Annotated in this window: 13 protein-coding genes and 1 pseudogene; 10 read left to right on the top strand and 4 right to left on the bottom strand. The window is 60.5% G+C overall.

Translation table 11 applies throughout. The features are described from left to right. The first annotated feature begins 294 nt into the window (after positions 1-294). Both IEW17_RS01090 and IEW17_RS01085 read left to right on the top strand, forming a co-directional pair. Positions 295-3,696 carry a UvrD-helicase domain-containing protein gene (locus tag IEW17_RS01090; protein ID WP_188560172.1) on the top strand — a complete coding sequence of 1,134 codons (3,402 nt, stop codon included), beginning with the start codon at positions 295-297 and terminating at the stop codon, positions 3,694-3,696. Positions 3,697-4,041: 345 nt separating this feature from the next. Beyond that, complete coding sequence (locus IEW17_RS01085) at positions 4,042-5,394, top strand: leucine-rich repeat-containing protein kinase family protein (protein ID WP_188560171.1); 1,353 nt, start codon at positions 4,042-4,044, stop codon at positions 5,392-5,394. A gap of 44 nt (positions 5,395-5,438) precedes the next feature. Here the strand turns inward: IEW17_RS01085 and IEW17_RS01080 are convergent, their stop codons facing one another. Further along, the gene (locus IEW17_RS01080) at positions 5,439-6,608 is read right to left on the bottom strand and encodes a hypothetical protein (protein ID WP_188560170.1); all 1,170 of its coding nucleotides are present in this window, start codon (positions 6,606-6,608) and stop codon (positions 5,439-5,441) included. A gap of 29 nt (positions 6,609-6,637) precedes the next feature. After that, the gene (locus tag IEW17_RS01075; protein WP_188560169.1) at positions 6,638-7,558 is read right to left on the bottom strand and encodes an alpha/beta hydrolase; all 921 of its coding nucleotides are present in this window, start codon (positions 7,556-7,558) and stop codon (positions 6,638-6,640) included. A gap of 140 nt (positions 7,559-7,698) precedes the next feature. Here IEW17_RS01075 and IEW17_RS01070 point away from each other — a divergent pair, with 140 nt between their 5' ends. Together IEW17_RS01070 and IEW17_RS01065 are read left to right on the top strand one after the other, a co-directional pair. Next, positions 7,699-8,520, top strand: a complete 822-nt coding sequence (locus IEW17_RS01070; RefSeq protein WP_188560168.1) for a transporter — start codon at positions 7,699-7,701, stop codon at positions 8,518-8,520. Positions 8,521-8,725: 205 nt separating this feature from the next. Next, a complete protein-coding gene (locus IEW17_RS01065) occupies positions 8,726-9,178 on the top strand; it encodes an META domain-containing protein (RefSeq protein ID WP_188560167.1) in 453 nt (150 codons plus the stop codon). On the opposite strand, the gene IEW17_RS01060 is transcribed toward IEW17_RS01065, so the two are convergent. Both IEW17_RS01060 and IEW17_RS01055 read right to left on the bottom strand, forming a co-directional pair. Then, positions 9,175-10,527 (bottom strand): M20/M25/M40 family metallo-hydrolase, encoded by a 1,353-nt coding sequence (locus IEW17_RS01060; RefSeq protein ID WP_188560166.1) that lies wholly within the window; start codon positions 10,525-10,527, stop codon positions 9,175-9,177. The genes IEW17_RS01065 and IEW17_RS01060 overlap by 4 nt on opposite strands. Positions 10,528-10,534: 7 nt before the next feature. After that, the gene (locus IEW17_RS01055) at positions 10,535-13,975 is read right to left on the bottom strand and encodes a pyruvate carboxylase (protein WP_188560165.1); all 3,441 of its coding nucleotides are present in this window, start codon (positions 13,973-13,975) and stop codon (positions 10,535-10,537) included. A 202-nt stretch (positions 13,976-14,177) separates the two neighbouring features. On the opposite strand from IEW17_RS01055, the gene IEW17_RS01050 reads away from it, so the two are divergent. From IEW17_RS01050 to IEW17_RS01025, 6 genes and pseudogenes are all read left to right on the top strand, one after another. Next, positions 14,178-14,894: an SDR family NAD(P)-dependent oxidoreductase gene (locus IEW17_RS01050; protein ID WP_188560164.1), complete on the top strand. Its 717-nt coding sequence runs from the start codon at positions 14,178-14,180 to the stop codon at positions 14,892-14,894. Between the two features lie 9 nt (positions 14,895-14,903). Next, a complete protein-coding gene (locus IEW17_RS01045; protein WP_188560163.1) occupies positions 14,904-16,229 on the top strand; it encodes a cryptochrome/photolyase family protein in 1,326 nt (441 codons plus the stop codon). Between the two features lie 44 nt (positions 16,230-16,273). Next, a complete protein-coding gene (locus tag IEW17_RS01040; RefSeq protein WP_188560162.1) occupies positions 16,274-16,903 on the top strand; it encodes a TetR family transcriptional regulator C-terminal domain-containing protein in 630 nt (209 codons plus the stop codon). Between the two features lie 228 nt (positions 16,904-17,131). After that, positions 17,132-18,442, top strand: a complete 1,311-nt coding sequence (locus IEW17_RS01035; RefSeq protein ID WP_188560161.1) for an ABC1 kinase family protein — start codon at positions 17,132-17,134, stop codon at positions 18,440-18,442. A 184-nt stretch (positions 18,443-18,626) separates the two neighbouring features. Continuing rightward, on the top strand, positions 18,627-19,499 hold the full coding sequence (locus IEW17_RS01030) for a dienelactone hydrolase family protein (RefSeq protein ID WP_188560160.1): 873 nt from the start codon (positions 18,627-18,629) through the stop codon (positions 19,497-19,499). 156 nt (positions 19,500-19,655) lie between these two features. Beyond that, positions 19,656-20,066, top strand: a pseudogene (locus IEW17_RS01025) (Mpo1 family 2-hydroxy fatty acid dioxygenase); the annotation flags it as partial. Positions 20,067-20,128 lie beyond the last annotated feature (62 nt).

The raw sequence follows: 20,128 nt of genomic DNA, 5'->3' as shown, positions 1-20,128 counted from the left end.
GGCTGGGTATATATATATTCGATTCCGGCGATATTATGATTAAAATCTATGGCCCTTATTCGAATAAAGAATGGCTATTAAGAAGCAAGGAACTCCAAGTTGAAAATAAATTTGAGGTAATACCTGTACTCAACGCTTGGGAGATTTTGAAATGAAGACGATTTACGTGCATTGGTTTGAAATAGCCGCATTCGATTTTTATTTAGTTTATTACAATATGTTAATTCTTGGTAACAAAAAAGATATTATCAATTAAAATGATATTAAAGACACAGTCCTTTGTTAACATACTAAATGCCTCCCTCCTTCCGCATCTACTCCTCTTCTGCCGGCTCGGGGAAGACGTACCAATTGACAAAAGAATACCTGCTGCTGGCGCTGGGGGCCGATGACCCGGCGTATTTTAAGCGCGTGCTGGCCATTACGTTTACCAACGATGCAGCGGGGGAAATGAAGCACCGCATTGTGGATGCGTTGCGGGATTTTGCCCGCCATGAGGAAGGCGAACCGGATACGCTACTGGCCGAGGTAGCTGATGAACTGGGCCTGTCGGCAGCGGAGGTGCGGCGGCGGGCGGCGGCCACGTTTCGGCTGGTGCTCTACCATTACGCCGATTTTGCGGTGAGCACAATTGACTCGTTCGTGCAGCGGATTGTGACGGCGTTTACCCGGGAGTTGGGCTTGCCAGCCACGTTTGAGGTGGAACTGGATACGGACGCCGTGCTGCAAAGCGCCGTGGCCGCGTTGCTGGACAAGGTGAACCGCGACCCGAATAGCAAGCTGCTCTCGCAAACGCTGGCAGAGTATGCGCTGGGGCAGGCCGAGGAGGGAAAAAGCTGGAGCCGGCTGCCGGAGGAGCTGGCCGGATTTGGCCGGGTGCTGTTTAATGAGTCGGTGCAGGAAGCGGTGGCGCAGCTGGACAAGCTGAGTTTGGCCGATTTTCGGCGGCTGGACCGGGAAATCCGCGCGCGGCGGGCGGAAATTGAAGCCGCGTTTGCGCAGACGCAGGAGGTGGGGGCCGCGATTTTGGAGCAGGCCGACGTGAGCGTAGACGACTTGTACTACGGTAAGAGTGGTATTGGGCAGTACGTGCAGAAGGGCGTGGCGCTACTGCAAGCCGATACCGGCCCGAACAGCTACGTGCGCAAAACCCTGGCCGAGGACAAATGGTACGGCGGAAAAATCAAAGCACCCGCCGACAAGGCCCGCGTGGATGCGGTGCGCCAGCCGCTGACCGATTTGGTGGCGACACTGGATAAATTACGCGAAGATTATTTGCCAAATTATTTATTATTGGCGGCAATGCAGCCATATCTATTTCACGCTTCTTTGCTGAGTGAATTAAATAAAATAGTAGAGCAAATTAGCCGGGAGCGGAACGTTGTTTTAATATCGGAATTTAACCGGCGTATTGCCAGCATTGTGCTCACGGAACCAGTGCCATTTCTATACGAACGACTAGGCGAGAAATACGAGCACATCCTGATTGATGAATTTCAGGACACGTCGGTGTTACAGTGGAATAACCTCCTGCCGCTGGTGGAAAATACGCTGGCAAATGGCCATTCCAGCCTGGCGGTAGGCGATGCCAAGCAAGCTATTTACCGCTGGCGCGGGGGCGAGATGGAGCAGATATTGCGCCTGCACCAAGGCAACACGGCGGCGCTGGTGGCGCGGGCGCGGGAACCGGAGATGCGCGACTTGCTGCGGGCCCGCTACGAGTCGTTTAATGGCAAGCTGGAGGCGAAAGCGTTGCAAGTCAATTACCGGTCGGCGCGCGCGATTGTCGATTTCAATAATACTTTTTTTAAAGCGGTGAGTGACCGGCACGAGGCGCTGGGGCTGGTGACCGGGATTTTTGATGAGCATTTCGGCCAGCAGGTACCGAGTTCCCTGAGTACAGCGGAGCAGGGACACGTTGAATTATTATTCACCCAAAAGGATGCACCGGCGCTGATTTACGACCCAGCCGCTGGCGCTTACACGGCCGAAGTCCTGCCCGGCCACGCGCCCGGCACCCTGCTGGGCTACGACGAAAGCACCTGCTACCTCACGCTGCAGCTGGTGGAGCAGGCCCTGCGCGACGGCTACGACTTGGCCGATATCGCGGTGCTGTGCCGTACGCGGGGGGCCAGCAAGACCATTGCCAAGTTCCTGAAAGAGCGGGGCTACGCCATTATTTCGGCTGATTCACTGGCGCTGGAATTTGCGGAGGTAGTGAATTTACTGGTGAGCATTCTGCGGGTGCTACACCAGCCGGCCGATACGCTGGCGCGGGCCGAGGCCCTGCTGCTTGTGGACAAGGTGGTGCGCGGGCTGGCCCCCACCCCGGCCCGCGCCCGGCACATTGCCGAAGTAGCCAACGCCGCGGGCGGCACGTCGTTTTTTGACGAGCTGCGCGACCTAGGCTACGACGTGCACGAAGGAATAACTGGCAACCTGGGCCTCTACGAGCTGGCCGAGCGGCTCCTGAATTTGTTCGGCCTGCTGGGGCGCAACGGCGAAAGCGACTACCTGTTCCGCTTCCTCGATTTGACGCTGGAATACAGCCTGAAATTTGGCAACAACCTGGGCAATTTCCTCACGCATTGGGAGGAGCGCAAGGGGCGCATCAGCATTAATGCGCCGGGCGGGCGGGCGGCCATCACCATCACCACGGTGCACAAGGCCAAGGGTTTGGCGTATGGGTGCGTCATCGTGCCCTTTGCCGATTGGAGCCTGGAGCCGCACCGGGGCACGCTGCTGTGGGGGCATCTGGAGGCGGGCCAAAAGCCCATCGAGCTCATGCCCGACGTGGCGGTGGTGAGCCTGAGCAAGGGCATTCAACAGACGGTACTGGGGGCGCAGTACGACGAAGAGCGCGAGAAAACCTTTCTCGAAGGGCTGAATACGCTGTACGTGGCTTTTACCCGGCCGCGCCACCGGCTGTACGTCATCAGCAAGCGGCCGGAGGAGAAGCGCAGCGCCAAGGCGACGGAAGAAACGGACGCGACTGCTCCCACCGCCACGGCCCGCACCGTGGCCGACTTGCTCCACGGCTACCTGCTGGGGCGCGGCGAGTGGCAGGAAGAGCAAGTATCTTTTATCGTTTCACAAGGCACGCCCGCCGCTGCAAAAGCTATTAGTCATCAGCCATTAGCTAATAGTTATGAGTTAACGAACCTGGCCGCCGCGCCTTGGGAAAACCGCCTGAAGCTGCGCCGCCATGCCACCGCTCTCTTTGATTTTGACGAGCAGCAGGCCCAGGGGGAGTGGAACCGCAAGCTGCACTTCGCGCTACGCCGCCTGCTCACGGCCGCCCACGTGGGCCGCGTGGCCAGCCAGCTCGTGGCCGAGGGCATCCTCAGCACCCGCGAGCGGCCGGAGCTGGTAGCAAGTCTCGAACGACTGGTGGGCGACCCGCGCCTGGCCCCCTACTTCGCCCCGCACCTGAGCGTGGAAACGGAGCGCGAAATCCTGGTGGGCGGCGTGAAGCTGCGCGACTACAAGCCCGACCGCATTGTGCTCGAACCCTCGCTCGAAGCCCACCACCGCCTGGGCGGCCGGGTCACACTGCTCGATTTCCGCCTGCCCCCGCCGCAGGAGAAACACCAGCGGCTGCTGCGAAATTATACCACGCTATTCGAGCAGTTGGGGTACGCGGAGGTGCGCGGCGTTATTTATTATTTCGGCACGGGGGAAGTGGTGGAGGTGTGAAAAAACAAACTAACCTGTTTGTAAGTTTTCCATTCGCATCAATAGGTGGGAATTCATAACCAATCAAGCCTTTCTTTACATTGAAATCGGCCTTTGGTTCGGCTGATACTCTATCCGCTTCGGCATTGTTGGATGAGCCACCCGTCGTATTCCCGATAATTGATTAGCGAACCACAATGCCGCTAAGAAAACGTCATGCCGAGCGCAGTCGAGGCATCTCGCGTGGGGTAGTAAACCAACCGATTTGGTTACTACCCCACGCGAGATGCCTCGGCTGCGCTCGGCATGACGTTCTTTTTTTGCTGGTGATAGCCCGTACCGCCCAGCCGGCCGACCTTTGCCCCCATGCATACCCTCGACCAACTGCGCGCCGGGCAGCTCGCTGGCACCAAACAGCTCAATCTTTCGGCTGACCTGACTGAATTTCCCCGCGAAATATTTGCCCTGGCTGATACGCTGGAAATCCTCAATCTCACCGGCAACGCCCTCTCCTCTTTACCGGATGACTTTGGCCGGCTACACCAGTTGCGGGTGCTGTTTTGCTCTGATAATCAGTTTGCCGAAGTGCCCGCCGTGCTGGGCCAATGCCCGCAGCTGCGCATGGTGGGCTTCAAGGCCAATCAGATTCGGACGCTGCCGGCGGCGGCGCTCACGCCGGCGTTGCGCTGGCTCATTCTCACCGATAACCGCCTGGAAGCGCTGCCGCCGGAAATAGGGAATTGCACGCAGCTGCAGAAGCTGATGCTGGCCGGCAACCAGCTGACCGAACTGCCCGATAATCTGGCTAACTGCACGAAGCTGGAGCTGCTGCGCATCGCCGCCAACCAACTTGCCGAGCTACCCGCGTGGCTGCTGACCATGCCGCGCCTGGCGTGGCTGGCTTACGCCGGCAACCCGTTCTGTGCGCGGGCCGAAGCGGCGGCGGTAGCTAAACACCCCATCCAAACGATAGATTGGGGACTGCTGGCACTGGAACAGCAATTGGGCGAAGGGGCGTCCGGGGTAATCTACCGCGCACGGTGGCAGCGCGGGGGCACCGCGCCGGCCGAGGTGGCCGTGAAAGTATTCAAGGGCGCAGTCACCAGCGACGGGTTGCCGCACAGCGAGATGCTGGCCTGCATCAGCGCCGGCGCGCACCCCAATTTGATTGCCGTGGAAGGCAAATTGGGTGGGCATCCGGCCGGAGCCGAAGGGCTCGTGTTGGAGCTGATTGACCCCGCATTCGGCAACCTGGCGGGGCCACCCAACTTTGAAACCTGCACCCGCGACGTGTACCGGCCCGGTACCACGTTCCGTCCGGAAACGGCGTGGCGCATTGCGCACGGCATCGCGGCCGCAGCGGCGCATCTGCACACGCAAGGCATCCTGCACGGCGATTTATACGCTCACAACATCCTGAATACGCCCGAAGGCGAGGCGTTGCTGGGTGATTTTGGGGCGGCCTGCTTCTTCGACCCCAGCCATACCGCTGCGGCCAACGCGCTGCAGCGGTTGGAAGTCCGGGCCTTCGGCTGCCTGCTGGAAGAGCTGCTGGAACACAGCCAGGCAGCGGCTGAGCCAACGGCGCTCGCGACGTGGGGGCAGCTGCAGCAGCAATGTATCGCGCCGGAACCCGCAACCCGGCCGCTGTTCAGCGAAATTGTGGGGGAACTGGAGCGGTGGCAGCCCGCCGTACCAGCGGCCCAAACTGAACGCTGACGCAGTTCGGGTAGTAGCCCAACCTCACTTATTCGGCCACTCGGCTAATATTCCAACCGTTGGTAGCGAATGCGCGGAACCTGGCTGGTGGTATCCACATAGAACGCGAAGCCGCTGCCGCTGCTTTGCAGCTCAAACCGGACTTCGGCGGGTTTCCGGGGCGGCGTGTAGGGCCTCATCGCCGCAAAGCGGACTTCGGTAGGCAAGTTGGCTTTAGCCAAGGGCACCAGGCGCAGGCCGCGCTGCTCATCGAGCAGGTAGTGGGTAGCGGTGCCGTGCAAGTAGTGCCGCGGAATGGTATAACCCAACTCCTCATAGAAACCGCCGTAGCGAAAACGACTCAGCACCCGGCCATTGTGGGTGTGGCGCACGTAGGCATTGGGGGCGCGCAGCTGCTGCTGGGTGGGCGTGCGGCCGTAAGTTTCGGGAGCGCCGGGCGACTGAATCAGGTGGGACTTGCCCGGCGCGTACACGACCAGCAACGTGGTGTCGCTCAGCAAAAAAGCACCGGCCAGGTCAGCATCGGGCTTGGTGAGGCGCAGGGGCGGCTGGTGGGGCCGCAGCAGCTCAGAGCCCGTGAGCAGGGCACGGCCGTCGGTGGTCAGGGCGGGGTCGCAGTCGGGGCCGCTGCCGGGGCCCCGGCCGTCGCTCAGGCGTAGTACCCGGCCCGTCAGGTCCAGCAGCAACACCACCTGGGAGCCCACGTCGCTGTCGGGCACCATGAAATCGAGGGTAAAAACCAAGGCCCCGAATGGTGCGCTGTACGCCAGCAGCTCGGGCAGCAGCGCTTCGCTTTCGGTCACGATGTCGCCACCGGCGCTTTTAAAGAAATCGGTCTTGCGCAGCTGCCGCCGAAACACCTGGCGGCCGCTGCCGTCGTGCAGCGTAAATGTAAACCGTCCCTGGTAGCCTCGCGCCTGCTCAAAGTGGCCCGCATAGGGCTGATAGGTGGTTTTGAGGCGCTCAGTGGAGTCCGTTTCGGCCCGCACATGCAGCCGATAAGGCTGCCCATTGAGCACCAAAGCAGTATCCAACACGGCGGGCGGGCTCCAGCCAGGCCGATACACGGTTGGCTTTTTTTGCACCGGGGCCGGGGGCGGCGTATTCGCCGGGGGCGCGGGCAGAGTCGCGGGCGGGCCAATGGTCGTAGAAAGCGGAGGGGCTTTCTCGGTCATAAACGCCTTCTGCTCGCAGCCAGCCAACGCCGGGGTCAAGACCAAAATGAATAAAAGCGGCCTCATCCTTAGTTAGCCAGCCACCCGTTGGCGTCCAGCCAGTTGCGGAGGCGGTCGGTCCACAGGTCTTTAGTGGTTTTGTTGTCGAGGCCGAAACCGTGGCCGCCCCGTGGGTAGAGGTGCAGCTCGGCGGGCACGCCGTGGCGCAGGCAGGCCTGATAGAACACGATGCTATTGTTTACGGGCACCGTTTTGTCGTCCTGGGCATGCACCAGGAAGGTGGGCGGCGTTTGGGCACTCACTTGCAGCTCGTTGGAATACTGCCGCACCTCCTCGGCCGAAGGACTGGGGCCCAACAGGCTCGTGCGTGAGCCGGCGTGCTGGAGGCTGTCGGCGAAGCTAATAACGGGATACAGTAGCACCAGAAACGCCGGCCGCACCGATTCGGAACCAGCCACAACCGGGCGCGCGAAGTGGGTGCCCGCCGTGGCCGCCAAGTGGCCACCAGCCGAAAAACCCATTATGCCAATCCGCTCCGGGTTGATGCCGTACTTGGCGGCCTGCTGGCGCACCAGGCGCAGGGCCTGCTGGGCATCCATCAGGGGCGCGGTGGATTTATCGGGCTGACTCTCGTCGTTGGGCAGGCGATACTTCAGCACGAAGGCCGTCACGCCCATTTCGTTCAGGCGCTTGGCTACGTCATAGCCCTCGCTGTCGATGGACAGCCGGGCATAGCCGCCCCCCGGGCAAATAATAACCGCCGTGCCGTTGGCCGTGCCCGCGGCGGGCAGGTAGGCCGTGAGGGTGGGCTGCACCACGTTGGCGATGCGCACCCCACCACTTGCCAGGGTCAGGCTGGTTTCCTGCACGGTGCTGGGCTTGGAATTGGGCACGGTACCGGAGTAGACAGGGAAAGTCTGCTGGGCCAGCAGGCGGCCGGAAAGCAGAAGCGCAAGCGCGGCGACACGGAGTACGGACGGTATTTTCATGATGGAAAGAATTGTACGCAGATGCTGTACAAATAGTCGAGCACTGGCATTTTGATAAAATCCTTTGGTATTATCGCCAGAACACTGTGCGAAGCGTAACCTAAAATGAACTCTGACGTAGCCGGGGCGGTCTGGTTGGCATGCGCAAGACCACTCTGCTAGCCGCCGCTGCCTTGCTGGGCAGCCCCGGCCTCGCCCTGGCCCAAAATACGCCGGAAGAAAACAACCCCAACGTAGATGCCCCTTTCGTGCGCAACATTCGCGCCGACCGCCCCGGGCAAACCATCACGGCCCAGGTGCTTCGGCCTGGCCGTTTTCAGCTCGAAACCGGATTTCAGCGCCAGTTTGGCGGCCCTGTCCCGGCTCAAAGTCTGAGCGCTGCCACACTCCGCATTGGCTTTTTCAACAGCATGGAGCTGCGCGTGAGCCAGCCCTATTTCCACAGTGGCCCCACCCGGCTGACCGAATCCGGCCCCGTCGATTCGAGCGGCTGGGCTCCGGTGATAGTGGGCGCGAAGTTCATGGTATCACCCAACTATGACACGCGCACTCAGGTAGCTATTCTCGTCGAGTCGGCAATACCCGGCACGGGCAGCGCGGGGCTGCGCGGCACCAAATGGGGCCCGGGCGGCCGCCTGCTGGTGAGTGAGCAGATTGGCGAACGGTTTGGGTTGGAAGCCAACTTTGGCTTTCACCAGCGCGGCCTGACCACCAAAGACATTGAAGCGGGCCAGTTTCTGGGCACCCTTGCCCTCAACGGGCCCTTGGGCAACAAAGCCGGCTTTTTTGTGGAAGCTTACGGCACCGGCCGCGCCACTTTGAGCACGGGTACCACGGCCGGGCTCTACTTCCGCCCCTCGCCCCTGCTGCGCCTCGATGTGACGGCGGGCCAGGCAGTGAGCGGCCCGGCCGCCGGCACCGCCCTGGTGGGTGCGGGCCTCACGTTTAAGGTTGGAAAGTAGCCCGCATGCGGGTATCGGCCCATAAGCTTAGTGCGTCAAGCTGCTATTGATGTGCTGCACCATGGCCGCGAGTTCTTTATCGGTCCGGGGTTTGGTTTTGGCATTCATTTTTGACGTGCTGCGCCCGAGCAAGAGGCAAGACACCAAGCCAGTGAAAGCAAGTTGCTTGGGCGCATAGCAGGGGTATAAGTCATACATTTACCTCATGCTTTACCGCTCCATTTCAGTAGTTGCCGTCATGATTGCGACGGCGGGTTGCCAATCCGGGCCGCCTACGCAGGTGGCCTCACCCGCTCGCACCGTACCAAATGCCGTCCTGCGCGAAACCCACTGGGTGCTACGCCAAATAGCAGAAAAGCCGATTTCAGTACCAGCCAACACCGCCGAACCGTTCCTGACGCTTCGCACCAACGGCGCGGCCGAAGGCAACGGCAGCTGCAACCGCTTTCAAGGTAATTTTTTCAGCGAATCGTCGAACGAGTTGACGTTCAGCCCGCTGATGAGCACGCGCATGAGCTGCCCGGCCATCGAAACGGAGAGTGATTTTATCCGGGTGCTGGACCAAAGCCATACCTATCGCATTAGCGGCGACACCCTGCGGCTATTTGATGCGGCGAATGCGCCACTGGCGCGACTGGAAGCGGTGTATTTACGCTAGCGCGCTTGGTCGTCGGTGAGCGACGGGATGCGTGTGGGGGTTTGGCGGCCAGCCACAATGCCGGTGGCACTCTGCGCAATGGCCTGGATGACGGCCGTCATGTTGGTCAGGTTCAGGCTTTCCACTTCGTCGTCTACCGAATGGTAAAGCTTATCGGTCGGAAGCTGGTCGGTGCTGATGGTGTGAGCCGGCACGCCCAAGCGGGCCAGCGTGGCGTTATCGGACCGGTAGAACAGGTTTTGCTCAGGGTACGGGTCGGGTTCGAACCGAAATTTGCTGCCGACCAGATTAGCCTGAAGCAACTTGCCGAAATCGGACTTGTCGTAGCCGGTGATGAAGGCGGTGTTGGGACCAAACTTGGCCTCTTTACCAATCATCTCAATATTAAAGAGGGCCGTGACCTGCTGCGGGTTGAGCTGCCGGGAGAAGTGCTGGGCCCCAAAACCCCCAATTTCCTCGGCTGCAAAAGCCACAAAAAGCAACGGGCGGGCATTGTCATTTCGTTTTTTGAAGTACTCGGCGAGGGCCACTACGGCAGAGGTGCCGCTGGCATCGTCGTCGGCCCCATTGGCGATGGAATCGCCGGCTACGGGTTTGATGATGCCCAAGTGGTCGTAGTGTCCGGAGAACACCACGTATTCGTTGGTCCGCTGCGGGTCGTGGCCCGGCAATTGGCCCACCACGTTGCGCAGCTCCACCGGCCGTACCGCCGTGCTGGCGCTGATGCGGTAGGTGAGCGCCACTGGCCGGGCACCCAGCACAAATACCGTTGAAAAAAGACTTGGCGGCTCGGCGCTGGTCGTGCCACGCGCAACATACCGGGCCAACTGACCGAAAGCTTTGGTGTGAGCTGTGTCCACGAATACCAACGTATTGGCCTTGGGCTGCCTGAATGAAAACAGCTTGCCCCGCTCCGCCGGCTCTGGGCCAATAACCACCACTGCGGGCGGCTGAGCGTCCTCACTCGTCCAACTCAAGGTAGGCTGCCCGGAGATGGCAATGGCCTGCTTCGGGGCCAGCGTTTGACCGTTGACGACGGCCCCGACCGGGCTGGTCTGGCTTTGGTACACGGTGAGCACCTGCTCAAAATCCGCTTGCCCCGGCAGCGGCTGCAAGCCAATACGGCCGTATTCGGCGGCCAGGAACTGCGCGGCCCGCAGGCCGCCGGGCTGGCCAGTACCGCGGCCCTGCATGTCGTCGGCCGCCAGGGCGCGCACCACGCGGGCTACCGTGGCCGCCGATACTGCCGTGGTTTTCCCAGCCCCGGGTTTAACCTTCGTTTTGATTTTGGTTTGGGCCGCGAGGGGCCCGGCGACCAGCAAGCAACTCAGCAATAGCAGGGATTTCATCGCCGTATTAGTTCAGGGTTAGCACCAGGTCATCGGCGGCTACGCGGCTGCCTTCTTGCAGCGTCACGGCCGCTACCGTCAGGTCTTGCGGGGCGGTGATGGTAGTTTCCATTTTCATGGCTTCAATGACGAAAAGCGGGGTGTTTTTGGGCACGGCCTGGCCGGCTTTCACCAGTACTTTGCTGAGCATACCTTGCAATGGCGCGCCCAGTTGGCGCGGGTCGGCTTTATCGGCTTTGGCGTTACTGATTTTGGTAACGGCTACCGAATTGTCACGAACCTGCAGGTTGCGGGTCTGGCCGTTGAGGGTGAAGAAGATGGTGCGCTGCCCTTCCTCGTTGAGCGTACCCACCGACTCCAGCCGCACGATAACGGACTTGCCCCGGGCAATTTCAATGATAGTTTCCTCGCCCGGTTTCAGCCCGTAGAAGAACACCGAGGTCGGCACCTTGCTCACGTTGCCAAACTTCTGGCGGAAGACCCAATATTCCTCAAACACCTTGGGATAGAGCAGCGAAGACAGCATATCGGTGAATTTCGCGCCGGAGAATTTTTTCTGAAACGCCGGCCATTCCTTGTCAAAATCAATGGGCGCGAGGTGCTCGTTGGGCCGGTCAGTGAAGGGCGTTTCGTTCTTGAGAATCAGCTTTTGCAGCTCGGCGGGCCAGCCGCCTTCGGGCTGGCCGATGTCGCCGCGAAACAGGTCGCGCACGGACTCCGGGAAGTTCAAACTTTCCCCGCGTTCCATCACATCGGCCGGCGTGAGGCCGTTGCTGACCATAAACAGAGCCATATCGCCCACCACTTTGCTGCTGGGCGTCACCTTCACGATGTCGCCAAACAGGTCGTTCACGTCAGCGAAACGCTGCTTCACTTCCTCAAACTTATCGAGCAGCCCCAGCGAAGCGGCCTGCGGACGTAGGTTGGAATACTGCCCGCCCGGAATCTCGTGCTGAAACACTTCCGACGTGCCCGCCTTCAGGCCCGACTCAAACGGGTAGTACATTTCGCGCACCGCCTCCCAGTAGTTGCTGAACTCGTTGAGGGAAGCTTGGTTGAACTCGCGGTGGCGCGGCGTGTGGCGCAGCATTTCGACCACCGAATTGAAGTTGGGCTGCGAGGTCAGGCCCGATAAGGAGCCCAGGGCCACGTCGATGACGTTCACGCCAACCTCCACAGCCTTCAGGTAAGTGGCGGTCTGCAGCGACGACGTGTCGTGGGTGTGCAGGTGGATGGGCAGCTTCACCGTGTCGCGCAGGCCCTGAATCAGCTCCGTGGCGGCGTAGGGCTTCAGCAAACCGGCCATGTCCTTGATGCAGAGGATGTGGGCGCCGGCATCTTCCAGCTGCTTAGCCAGCTTGAGGTAATAGTCGAGGGTGTACTTGGTGCGGCTGGGGTCGAGGATATCGCCGGTGTAGCAGATGCAGGCTTCGGCCAGTCGGTCGGTTTTGTTCCGCACGAAGCCGATGCAGGATTCCATACCCTTGAGCCAGTTCAGCGAGTCGAAAATGCGAAATACGTCAACGCCGGTTTCGGCGGCCTGCTGCACAAACCGCTCGGTGAGGTTGTCCGGATAGGCCTTGTAGCCCACGCCGTTGGCCCCGCGAATGAGCATTTGCAAGAGGATGTTCGGGACGGCTTCGCGGAGCTTGGCCAGCCGCTCCCACGGGTCTTCGTGCAGGAAGCGCAGGGCCACGTCGAAGGTGGCCCCGCCCCAGACTTCGAGCGAGAAGGTTTGGGGGTGCTGCTGGGCGTAGGCCCCGGCCACTTTCAGCATGTCCCAGGTGCGCATGCGGGTGGCCAGCAGACTTTGGTGGGCATCGCGCAGGGTGGTGTCGGTGTAGTGAATCAGGGGCTCATCGCGCAGCCATTGGGCAAAGGCTTCGGGGCCCAGCTCGGTCAGTTTTTGCTTGGTGCCGGGCGCGGGCGCGGTGTGGTTGGAGTGCGGCTGGCGCGGGCGGCGCGGGTTGTGGCGCGGGTCGAGCAGGTTCTTCACATCGGGGTTGCCGTTCACCACCACATCGCCGATGAGGCTGAGCAAGCGCGTGGCACGGTCCTGCCGGGGGTCGAAGGTGAACAGCTCAGGGTGGTCCTTGATGAAATCGACGTTGGCGTAGCCTTCCTGAAACTCCTTGTTGCCAACGATATTTTTCAGAAACTGAATGTTGGTCTGCACGCCGCGCACCCTAAACTCATCCAGGGCGCGCAGCATTTTCTGGGCCGCGCCGTGCAGCGTGGGCGCGTGGGCCGAGATTTTGACCAGCATCGAATCGAAAAACGGCGACACGACCACACCTTGGTACACCGAGCCCTCATCGAGCCGAATGCCGAAACCGCCCGCCGCCCGGTAGGCCACGATGGTGCCGTAATCGGGCTTGAAGTCGTTCTCGGGGTTCTCCGTCGTCACGCGGCACTGCATGGCAAAACCAATCCGCAGCGGCACCACGTCGGGGCCCAGGCCAATTTCGGGGTCACTGAGCTTGTAGCCGGCCGCGATGAAAAGCTGCGTTTTAATCAAGTCCACGCCCGTAATCATCTCCGTCACGGTGTGCTCCACTTGGATGCGGGGGTTGACTTCAATGAAGTAAATCCGGTCGTGCTCGGGGTTCACCAGGAATTCTACGGTGCCCACGTTATCGTAGCCCACGGCCCGGCCAATGCGCAGGGCGTACTCATACAGCAGGTGGCGCTGGTGGTCGGGTAGGTTCATGGCCGGGGCCACTTCCACCACTTTCTGGAAGCGGCGCTGCACCGAGCAGTCGCGCTCGTAGAGGTGCACGAGGTTGCCGTGCTGGTCGCCCACCAGTTGCACTTCAATGTGCTTGGGGCGCTCCACGAATTTCTCCAGGAACACGGTGTCATCGCCGAACGCATTCAGGGCCTCGTTACGGGCTTCAAAAAAGCCTTTTTCCATCTGCTCATCGTCGCGGATGACGCGCATGCCGCGCCCGCCGCCGCCGCTGGCCGCCTTCAACATCACGGGGTAGCCAATGCGGTGGGCCTCGGTACGGGCGGTTTCGAAATCGACCAGCTCGGCCACGCTGCTTTCAATTTGGGGCACTTGGCACTGCATCGCCACTTCCTTGGCCCGCACTTTGTCGCCGAGGGCTTCCATCACCTCGGGCCGGGGGCCGACGAAGATGATGCCTTCCTCGGCACAGCGCCGCGAGAGCGTGGCGTTTTCGGAAAGGAAGCCGTAGCCGGGATGAATGGCATTGGCCCCGTTCTCCTTGGCTACGCGCAGCAGGCCTTCAATGTCCAGATACGGCTTGAGGGGCTCGTCGTCGCGACCAATTTGGTAGGCTTCATCGGCCTTGTAGCGGTGCAGCGAGTACCGGTCCTCGTAGGTGTACACGGCCACCGTGGGGATGTTGAGCTCGGTGGCGGCGCGCAGCACACGAATGGCAATTTCGCCGCGGTTGGCGACCAGGAGTTTAGTTATATTCATGGAGTGGGGTGGGAATTTGGCGCGCTTACGGCGAAACTACGCACAAGGCTGCTAGCAGCGCTTTATCAGGAGCGAAAATTCGCTGTTTTTCTCTGGCGCGGCCAATCTGGCCGGTGGACGACTCCCGCGCTTCACCGGGCCAAACCTTACACGCTTTCTGGGGTTTGCAAACCACGCAAACCTCACCTGAACAGCCTCCGGCATGCAATTCTCCGACAAAAACATTCTCATTATTGGTGCTTCCTCGGGCATTGGCTTAGCCACGGCCACCCTGCTGCACGGCCTCGGCGCGAACCTGTTCACGGCCTCGCGGCACCGCTCGCCGGAGTTGGAAGCGTTGCAAACCACTCACTTTGAATACAATGCCACCCAGGAAGTGGGCACAACATTCGATACCCTACCCGACGTGTTGCACGGCGTGGTGTACTGCCCCGGCAGCATCAAGCTGCGCCCTTTCGAGCGGATACCAGTAGCTGACTTTGCCGCTGATTTTGACCTGAACGTGCTTGGTGCCGTGCGGGTACTCCAGGCCACTATCAAACGACTGAAAAAGGCTGAAGGCACAGCATCTGTCGTACTTTTCAGTACCGTAGCGGCCGATACGGGCATGAGCTTCCACGCCAGCATTGCCACGGCCAAGGCCGCCGTGGAGGGCCTCACCCGAGCCCTGGCCGCCGAATATGCCGCCAGCAATGTGCGCGTGAACTGCATTGCGCCCTCGCTCACCAACACGCCGCTGGCCGCCGTGCTGCTCAGCTCGCCCGAAAAGGCCGAAGCCGGAGCCAAGCGCCACCCCTTGCAACGCATCGGCCAGCCCGAGGATTTGGCCTACACGGCCTCCTTTCTGCTGTCGGACCACAGCTCGTTCGTCACCGGCCAGACCATGGCCGTGGATGGCGGCATGGGCAAGCTGAAGTAACCAAGAAGCATGAAAATCTGCATTTTCTGGCACCGGCGCGACTTGCGCATTCACGATAATGCCGGGCTGGCGGCGGCGCTGGCCAGCGGCTTGCCCGTGGTACCGCTGTTCATTTACGACAAGGAAATTCTCAACCATTTGCCCGATAAGGCCGATGCCCGGCTCACCTACATCTTTGACGAAGTAGAAAAGCTGGCGCAGGAAACCGAGGCAGCGGGCGGCACTTTTTTGGCCCGCTACGGCCAGCCGCTGGCCGTGCTGGAGGCGTTGGTGAAGGAATTTGAGGTGGCCGCCGTGCACACCAACGAGGACTACGAGCCCTACGCCGCCGAGCGCGACACCGCCGTGGCCAAGCTGCTGGAGAAGCACGGCGTGGACTTCTACCTATATAAGGACCAGGTCATCTTTGCCAAGGATGAGATAATGACGAAATCGGGCACGGTGCCCAAGGTATTTGGCGCTTATTTAAAGACCTACACCGCCAGGCTGACCGACGAAATGCTGCTGCCCTACGGCTCGACGGGGGACTTCAACAAGGAAAACCTACACCCAATAGCCCCGGAGAGAGCCGGCAAGCGCCCGACCCTGGAAAGCATGGGTTTCGAGCGCCGTGAGCAATACTTTCCGCCCGATAAGCTGCCGGCCGATAGCCTGGTCCGCAACTACCACAACACCCGCAACACCCCCGCCAACGAGCACGGCACCACCCGCGAGTCGCTGAGCCTCCGCTTTGGCACGCTTAGCGTGCGCCAGGTGATGCAGCAGGCCAAAGCCCTGAATCAGAAGTTGCTGGCCGAAATTATCTGGCGGGATTTCTTCATGATGCTGCTCTGGCACTATCCTAACACCGCCACCGAGAGCTACGACCCCAAGATGCGGCACCTCTCCTACCGCAACAACGAGGACGAGTTCCGGGCCTGGTGCGAAGGCCGCACCGGCTACCCGCTGGTAGATGCCGGCATGCGCGAGCTCAACAAAACCGGCTACCTCCCCAACCGCGTGCGCATGACCGTGGCCGGCTTCCTGGTGAAGCACCTGTTCATCGACTGGCGCTGGGGCGAAAAGTATTTTGCCGACAAGCTGCTCGACTACGAAATGGCCAACAACGTGGGCAACTGGCAGTGGATGGCCGGCACCGGGGCCATTTCCGCCCCGTGGTTCCGGGTATACAGCCCGGACAGTCAGCTCGAAAAAGTGGACCCCGAAATGAAATACGTGAAGCGCTGGGTGCCGGAGGTCGGAACGTCGAAGTACCCCGCCCCGATTGTAGAGCACAAGTTTGCGCGAGAGCGTTCGGTGGAGGCCATTCGGGCGGCCCGGATTGCGGCCTCGTAATAATACAGACCGAACCTACCGGCCTTCCAATCGGTTACATTGGCATGGAAAAAGACCGCATCAAACAAGCCTATCTTGACTTCGTGCTCAACGAAGGCCACCCGCCGCAGTCGGTGTTCAAGCTCACCAAGCAGCTGGGCATAGCCGAGCAGGAGTTCTACAAGTTTTACGCCGATTTCAGCGCCATCGACCGCGAAATATGGTCCGACTTTGGCCGACGCGCCCGCGAAACCGCCGCCGCCGAACCCGTGTATGCTGGCTACGGCAGCCGCGAAAAGCTGCTGGCATTCTATTACACGCTGCTTGAAATCCTCAAAAACAACCGCTCCTACGCCCTGATGAGCCTGCGCCGCTCCATCCAGAAAATGCCCGGCCTCACGCCCCGCGTGCTCGACGATTTTCGGCAGGACTTTGAGCACTTCGTGGGCGACTTGCTGCGCGATGGCCGCGTGAGCGGCGAAATTGCCAACCGCGCGCTGGTGCAGGATGGTTACCCGCGCTTTTTCTGGCAGCAGGTGCTGTTCGTGCTCGGCTTTTTTGCCAAAGACAAGTCCGCCAATTTTGAGCGTAGTGACGCCGCCGTGGAAAAAGCAGTGACCTTGAGTTTCGATTTGGTGGGCCGCAACACGCTGGATTCGGCCGTGGACTTCGTGCGGTTTCTGATACAGAGGTAGTTCGTGATTAGTGGTGAGTAATTAGTGATTAATCGAACGTCATGCCGAGCGCAGCCGAGGCATCTCGCGTGCAGCAGTGACTCAATCGATTGGTTTACTCCCCCACGCGAGATGCCTCGGCTGCGCTCGGCATGACGTTCGATTAATCACTAATTACTCACCACTACTTACAGATGCCCGGGTGGCTCTCGGCACGACGTTCAATTCGCTAAACTGATAACTGCCTTAATGGATGAACCCCAAACTTCGCTGCCTACCACCAAGGTAGCCCGCGCCGCCCGCTTTGCCAAAACTGGCTTCAACGTGGGGGCCAACTACGTGAAGCACTACGCCAAGAGAGCCGTCGGGGCCGAGTCGACCACCGAGGACCTGCACACCGCCAACGCCGCCGAACTCTACGGCACGCTGAGTGAGATGAAAGGCTCCGTGCTGAAAGTGGCCCAGATGCTGGCCATGGAGAAAAATATGCTGCCCACGGCCTACGCCGACCAGTTTGCCAAGGCCCAGTACTCGACGCCGCCGCTTTCCGGCCCGCTGGTGATAAAATCCTTTCGGGACGCGTTCGGGAAATCGCCGTTTCAGCTTTTTGATGAGTTTGAGCCCGAGGCCCGGCAGGCCGCCAGCATCGGGCAGGTTCATTTTGCCCGCAAGGATGGCAAAGCATTGGCTGTGAAGGTGCAATACCCCGGCGTGGCCGACAGCATCAAGTCGGATATCCGGCTGGTGAAGCCCATTGCTCTGCGCGTCATGGGCCTGAACGAAGCCCAGGTACGCCCCTACCTGGAGGAAGTGGAAACCCGGCTGCTCGAAGAAACCGACTACACCCTGGAGCTGCGGCGCGGCCAGGAAATTGCGGCCCGATGCCAGGAGCTGAAAAACCTGGAGTTCCCCGCCTACTACCCCGAGTTCTCCACCAAGCGCATCCTGACCATGGACTGGCTCGGCGGCCAGCACCTCAAAGAATTTCTGGCCACCACCCCCACTCAGGAGGTGCGCAACCAGCTCGGCCAGGCGCTCTGGAATTTCTACCAGTTCCAGTTCAACACGCTGCACCAGCTGCACGCCGACCCGCACCCCGGCAATTTCCTGTTGCGCGTTGAGAACGGCGGCACCCTCGGCGTGCTCGATTTTGGGTGCGTGAAAGACGTGCCGATGGACGTGTACCATCTCTTCACCGCTCTGCTGGCCGCTGAGACCATAGCCGACGAATCCCGACTGGCCGAGCTGCTCACCGAAGCCGGTGTACTCCGCTCCACCGACGCGCCGGCCATGTGGGCGCTGTACCTGCGCACCATGCAAGTGTCGTTGGAACTGGTGGGCCGCCCCTTCCGGCAAGCCACCTTCGACTTCGGCGACCCCAGCTACATGGCGGCCCTCTACGCCCTGGGCGACGACCTGATGGCCGACCCCGAGCTGCGCAAACAGCGCGAGCCCCGCGGCTCCGAGCACTTCATTTACCTCAACCGAACCTACGTGGGCCTGTTTGCGCTGCTCACAGAGTTGGGCGCGGTGATTGAAACCCACATTGTACTGAGCTAAGCCAATCCGTTTTTTGGTACCGCAGCCCTGTTCCGCTTACCGAGCGCCGGCCCCCATTGGCCGGCGTTTTGCTGCCACTCGCCCCCAAGACACAGGTTGACTTAGAACGAGCCGGGTAGTTTTGGAAATTAGCTGTTGGTACATCAATCAGTTTCTCACTCACACTCTCCATTTCACCTTACCAATGAAAAAAATTCTCACCCTCGGGGCCCTGGCCTTGGGCCTGACCTTCTCCGCTTCGGCCCAAAAAATGGCCAGCTGCTGCGCCCGGCCCGCCGGCAACCTCTCGGCTTCGGCCACGGAGGCCTTCGCCATGCTCGCCGCCGACAAAGACTTCTCGGGCGGCCACGATGCACCCCTGCCCTACGAATTTAAGGGCGAAGGCAAAATGATTGAATTCAAAACCCCGGACGGCAGCACCGGCAAGGGCTTCGAAATCAAGAGCGCCAAGCCTTCCAACAAATACCTGTTCGTGATTCATGAGTGGTGGGGCCTGAACGATTACATCAAAAAGGAAGCCGCCACTTTCGCCGCCGAAATGCCCGGCGTGAACGTCATCGCCGTGGATTTGTACGACGGTAAACTGGCCACCACGCCCGAAGATGCCGGCAAATACATGGGCGAGGTGAAAACCGAACGCGCCGCGGCCATCCTCAAAGGTGCCCAACTGTACGCCGGCCCCAAGGCGCAGCTGGCCAGCATCGGCTGGTGCTTTGGCGGCGGCTGGAGCCTACAGGAAGCCCTGCTCGGCGGCAAGCAAACCGTGGGCTGCGTGATGTACTACGGCATGCCCGAAAAGGACGTGGCCAAGCTCAAAACCCTGAATACTGACGTGCTGGGCATCTTCGCCAGCCAGGATAAATGGATTAACGCCGAGGTGGTGGGCCAATTCAAAAAGGACATGGCCAGCGCTGGCAAAAAGGTAACCGTGGTGAGCTACGAAGCCGACCATGCCTTCGCCAATCCCTCCAACCCCAAGTTCAACAAGGAGTACGCCGCCAAGGCCCACGGCCAAGCCCTTACCTACCTGCGCGGCAAGTTCAAGGTGAAAGCGTAAGCTTTTGGTCTGCCGAAATCCGAAAAGCCTTCCCGATTGGGAAGGCTTTTTTTGTGCTAATTTGGCGGGTGTCCGTCCCGCCTTCTTTCATTCTCTATGGCCGCCCTCTCCGCCCTGCTGTCCGAATACGGCGAAAGCCACTAAAACTCCACCAACAAGCTGGTGCACTGGGTGTGCGTGCCGCTGATAATGTTCTCGCCGCTGGGCCTGCTGTGGTCAATACCAGCTCCCGTGGCCATCCAAAACAGCAGCCCGTGGCTGAACTGGGGCACCCTGGTAATGGCGCTGGCCCTGCTCTACTACGTGCGCCTGAGCGGCCGGCTGGCGCTGGGCATGGTGCTGGTGTGGGTGGCCATGGCGGCTATGCTGCGCGTGGTAGCGGGCGTGGCGGTGCTGCCGTTATGGGGCATTTGCCTCATCATTTTTGCCCTGGCCTGGGTGGGCCAGTTCTGGGGCCACAAAGTGGGAGGCCAAAAACCCAGCTTCCTGAAGGACCTGCAGTTCCTGCTGATTGGGCCGCTGTGGCTGCTGCATTTCGTGTACCGCCGCTTGGGTTGGGGGTATTAAGTAGTCACGCAAAAGTAACGGTGTACTTTTGGCCGACCTCCATTAAGACGTGTTCGATGCGT

Source organism: Hymenobacter frigidus (genome assembly GCF_014640435.1).
GTDB lineage: Bacteria > Bacteroidota > Bacteroidia > Cytophagales > Hymenobacteraceae > Hymenobacter > Hymenobacter frigidus.
This window is presented reverse-complemented; position numbering and strand designations above follow the sequence as displayed.

Excerpts from the sequence above, each read along its gene's own strand:
- IEW17_RS01040 (WP_188560162.1), top strand. The coding sequence starts at position 16,274 with ATGGAAAAAGACCGCATCAAACAAGCCTATCTTGACTTCGTGCTCAAC.
- IEW17_RS01065 (WP_188560167.1), top strand. The coding sequence starts at position 8,726 with ATGCTTTACCGCTCCATTTCAGTAGTTGCCGTCATGATTGCGACGGCG.
- IEW17_RS01035 (WP_188560161.1), top strand. The coding sequence starts at position 17,132 with ATGGATGAACCCCAAACTTCGCTGCCTACCACCAAGGTAGCCCGCGCC.
- IEW17_RS01085 (WP_188560171.1), top strand. The coding sequence starts at position 4,042 with ATGCATACCCTCGACCAACTGCGCGCCGGGCAGCTCGCTGGCACCAAA.
- IEW17_RS01070 (WP_188560168.1), top strand. The coding sequence starts at position 7,699 with ATGCGCAAGACCACTCTGCTAGCCGCCGCTGCCTTGCTGGGCAGCCCC.
- IEW17_RS01045 (WP_188560163.1), top strand. The coding sequence starts at position 14,904 with ATGAAAATCTGCATTTTCTGGCACCGGCGCGACTTGCGCATTCACGAT.
- IEW17_RS01090 (WP_188560172.1), top strand. The coding sequence starts at position 295 with ATGCCTCCCTCCTTCCGCATCTACTCCTCTTCTGCCGGCTCGGGGAAG.
- IEW17_RS01050 (WP_188560164.1), top strand. The coding sequence starts at position 14,178 with ATGCAATTCTCCGACAAAAACATTCTCATTATTGGTGCTTCCTCGGGC.
- IEW17_RS01055 (WP_188560165.1), bottom strand. The coding sequence starts at position 13,975 with ATGAATATAACTAAACTCCTGGTCGCCAACCGCGGCGAAATTGCCATT.
- IEW17_RS01075 (WP_188560169.1), bottom strand. The coding sequence starts at position 7,558 with ATGAAAATACCGTCCGTACTCCGTGTCGCCGCGCTTGCGCTTCTGCTT.
- IEW17_RS01060 (WP_188560166.1), bottom strand. The coding sequence starts at position 10,527 with ATGAAATCCCTGCTATTGCTGAGTTGCTTGCTGGTCGCCGGGCCCCTC.
- IEW17_RS01030 (WP_188560160.1), top strand. The coding sequence starts at position 18,627 with ATGAAAAAAATTCTCACCCTCGGGGCCCTGGCCTTGGGCCTGACCTTC.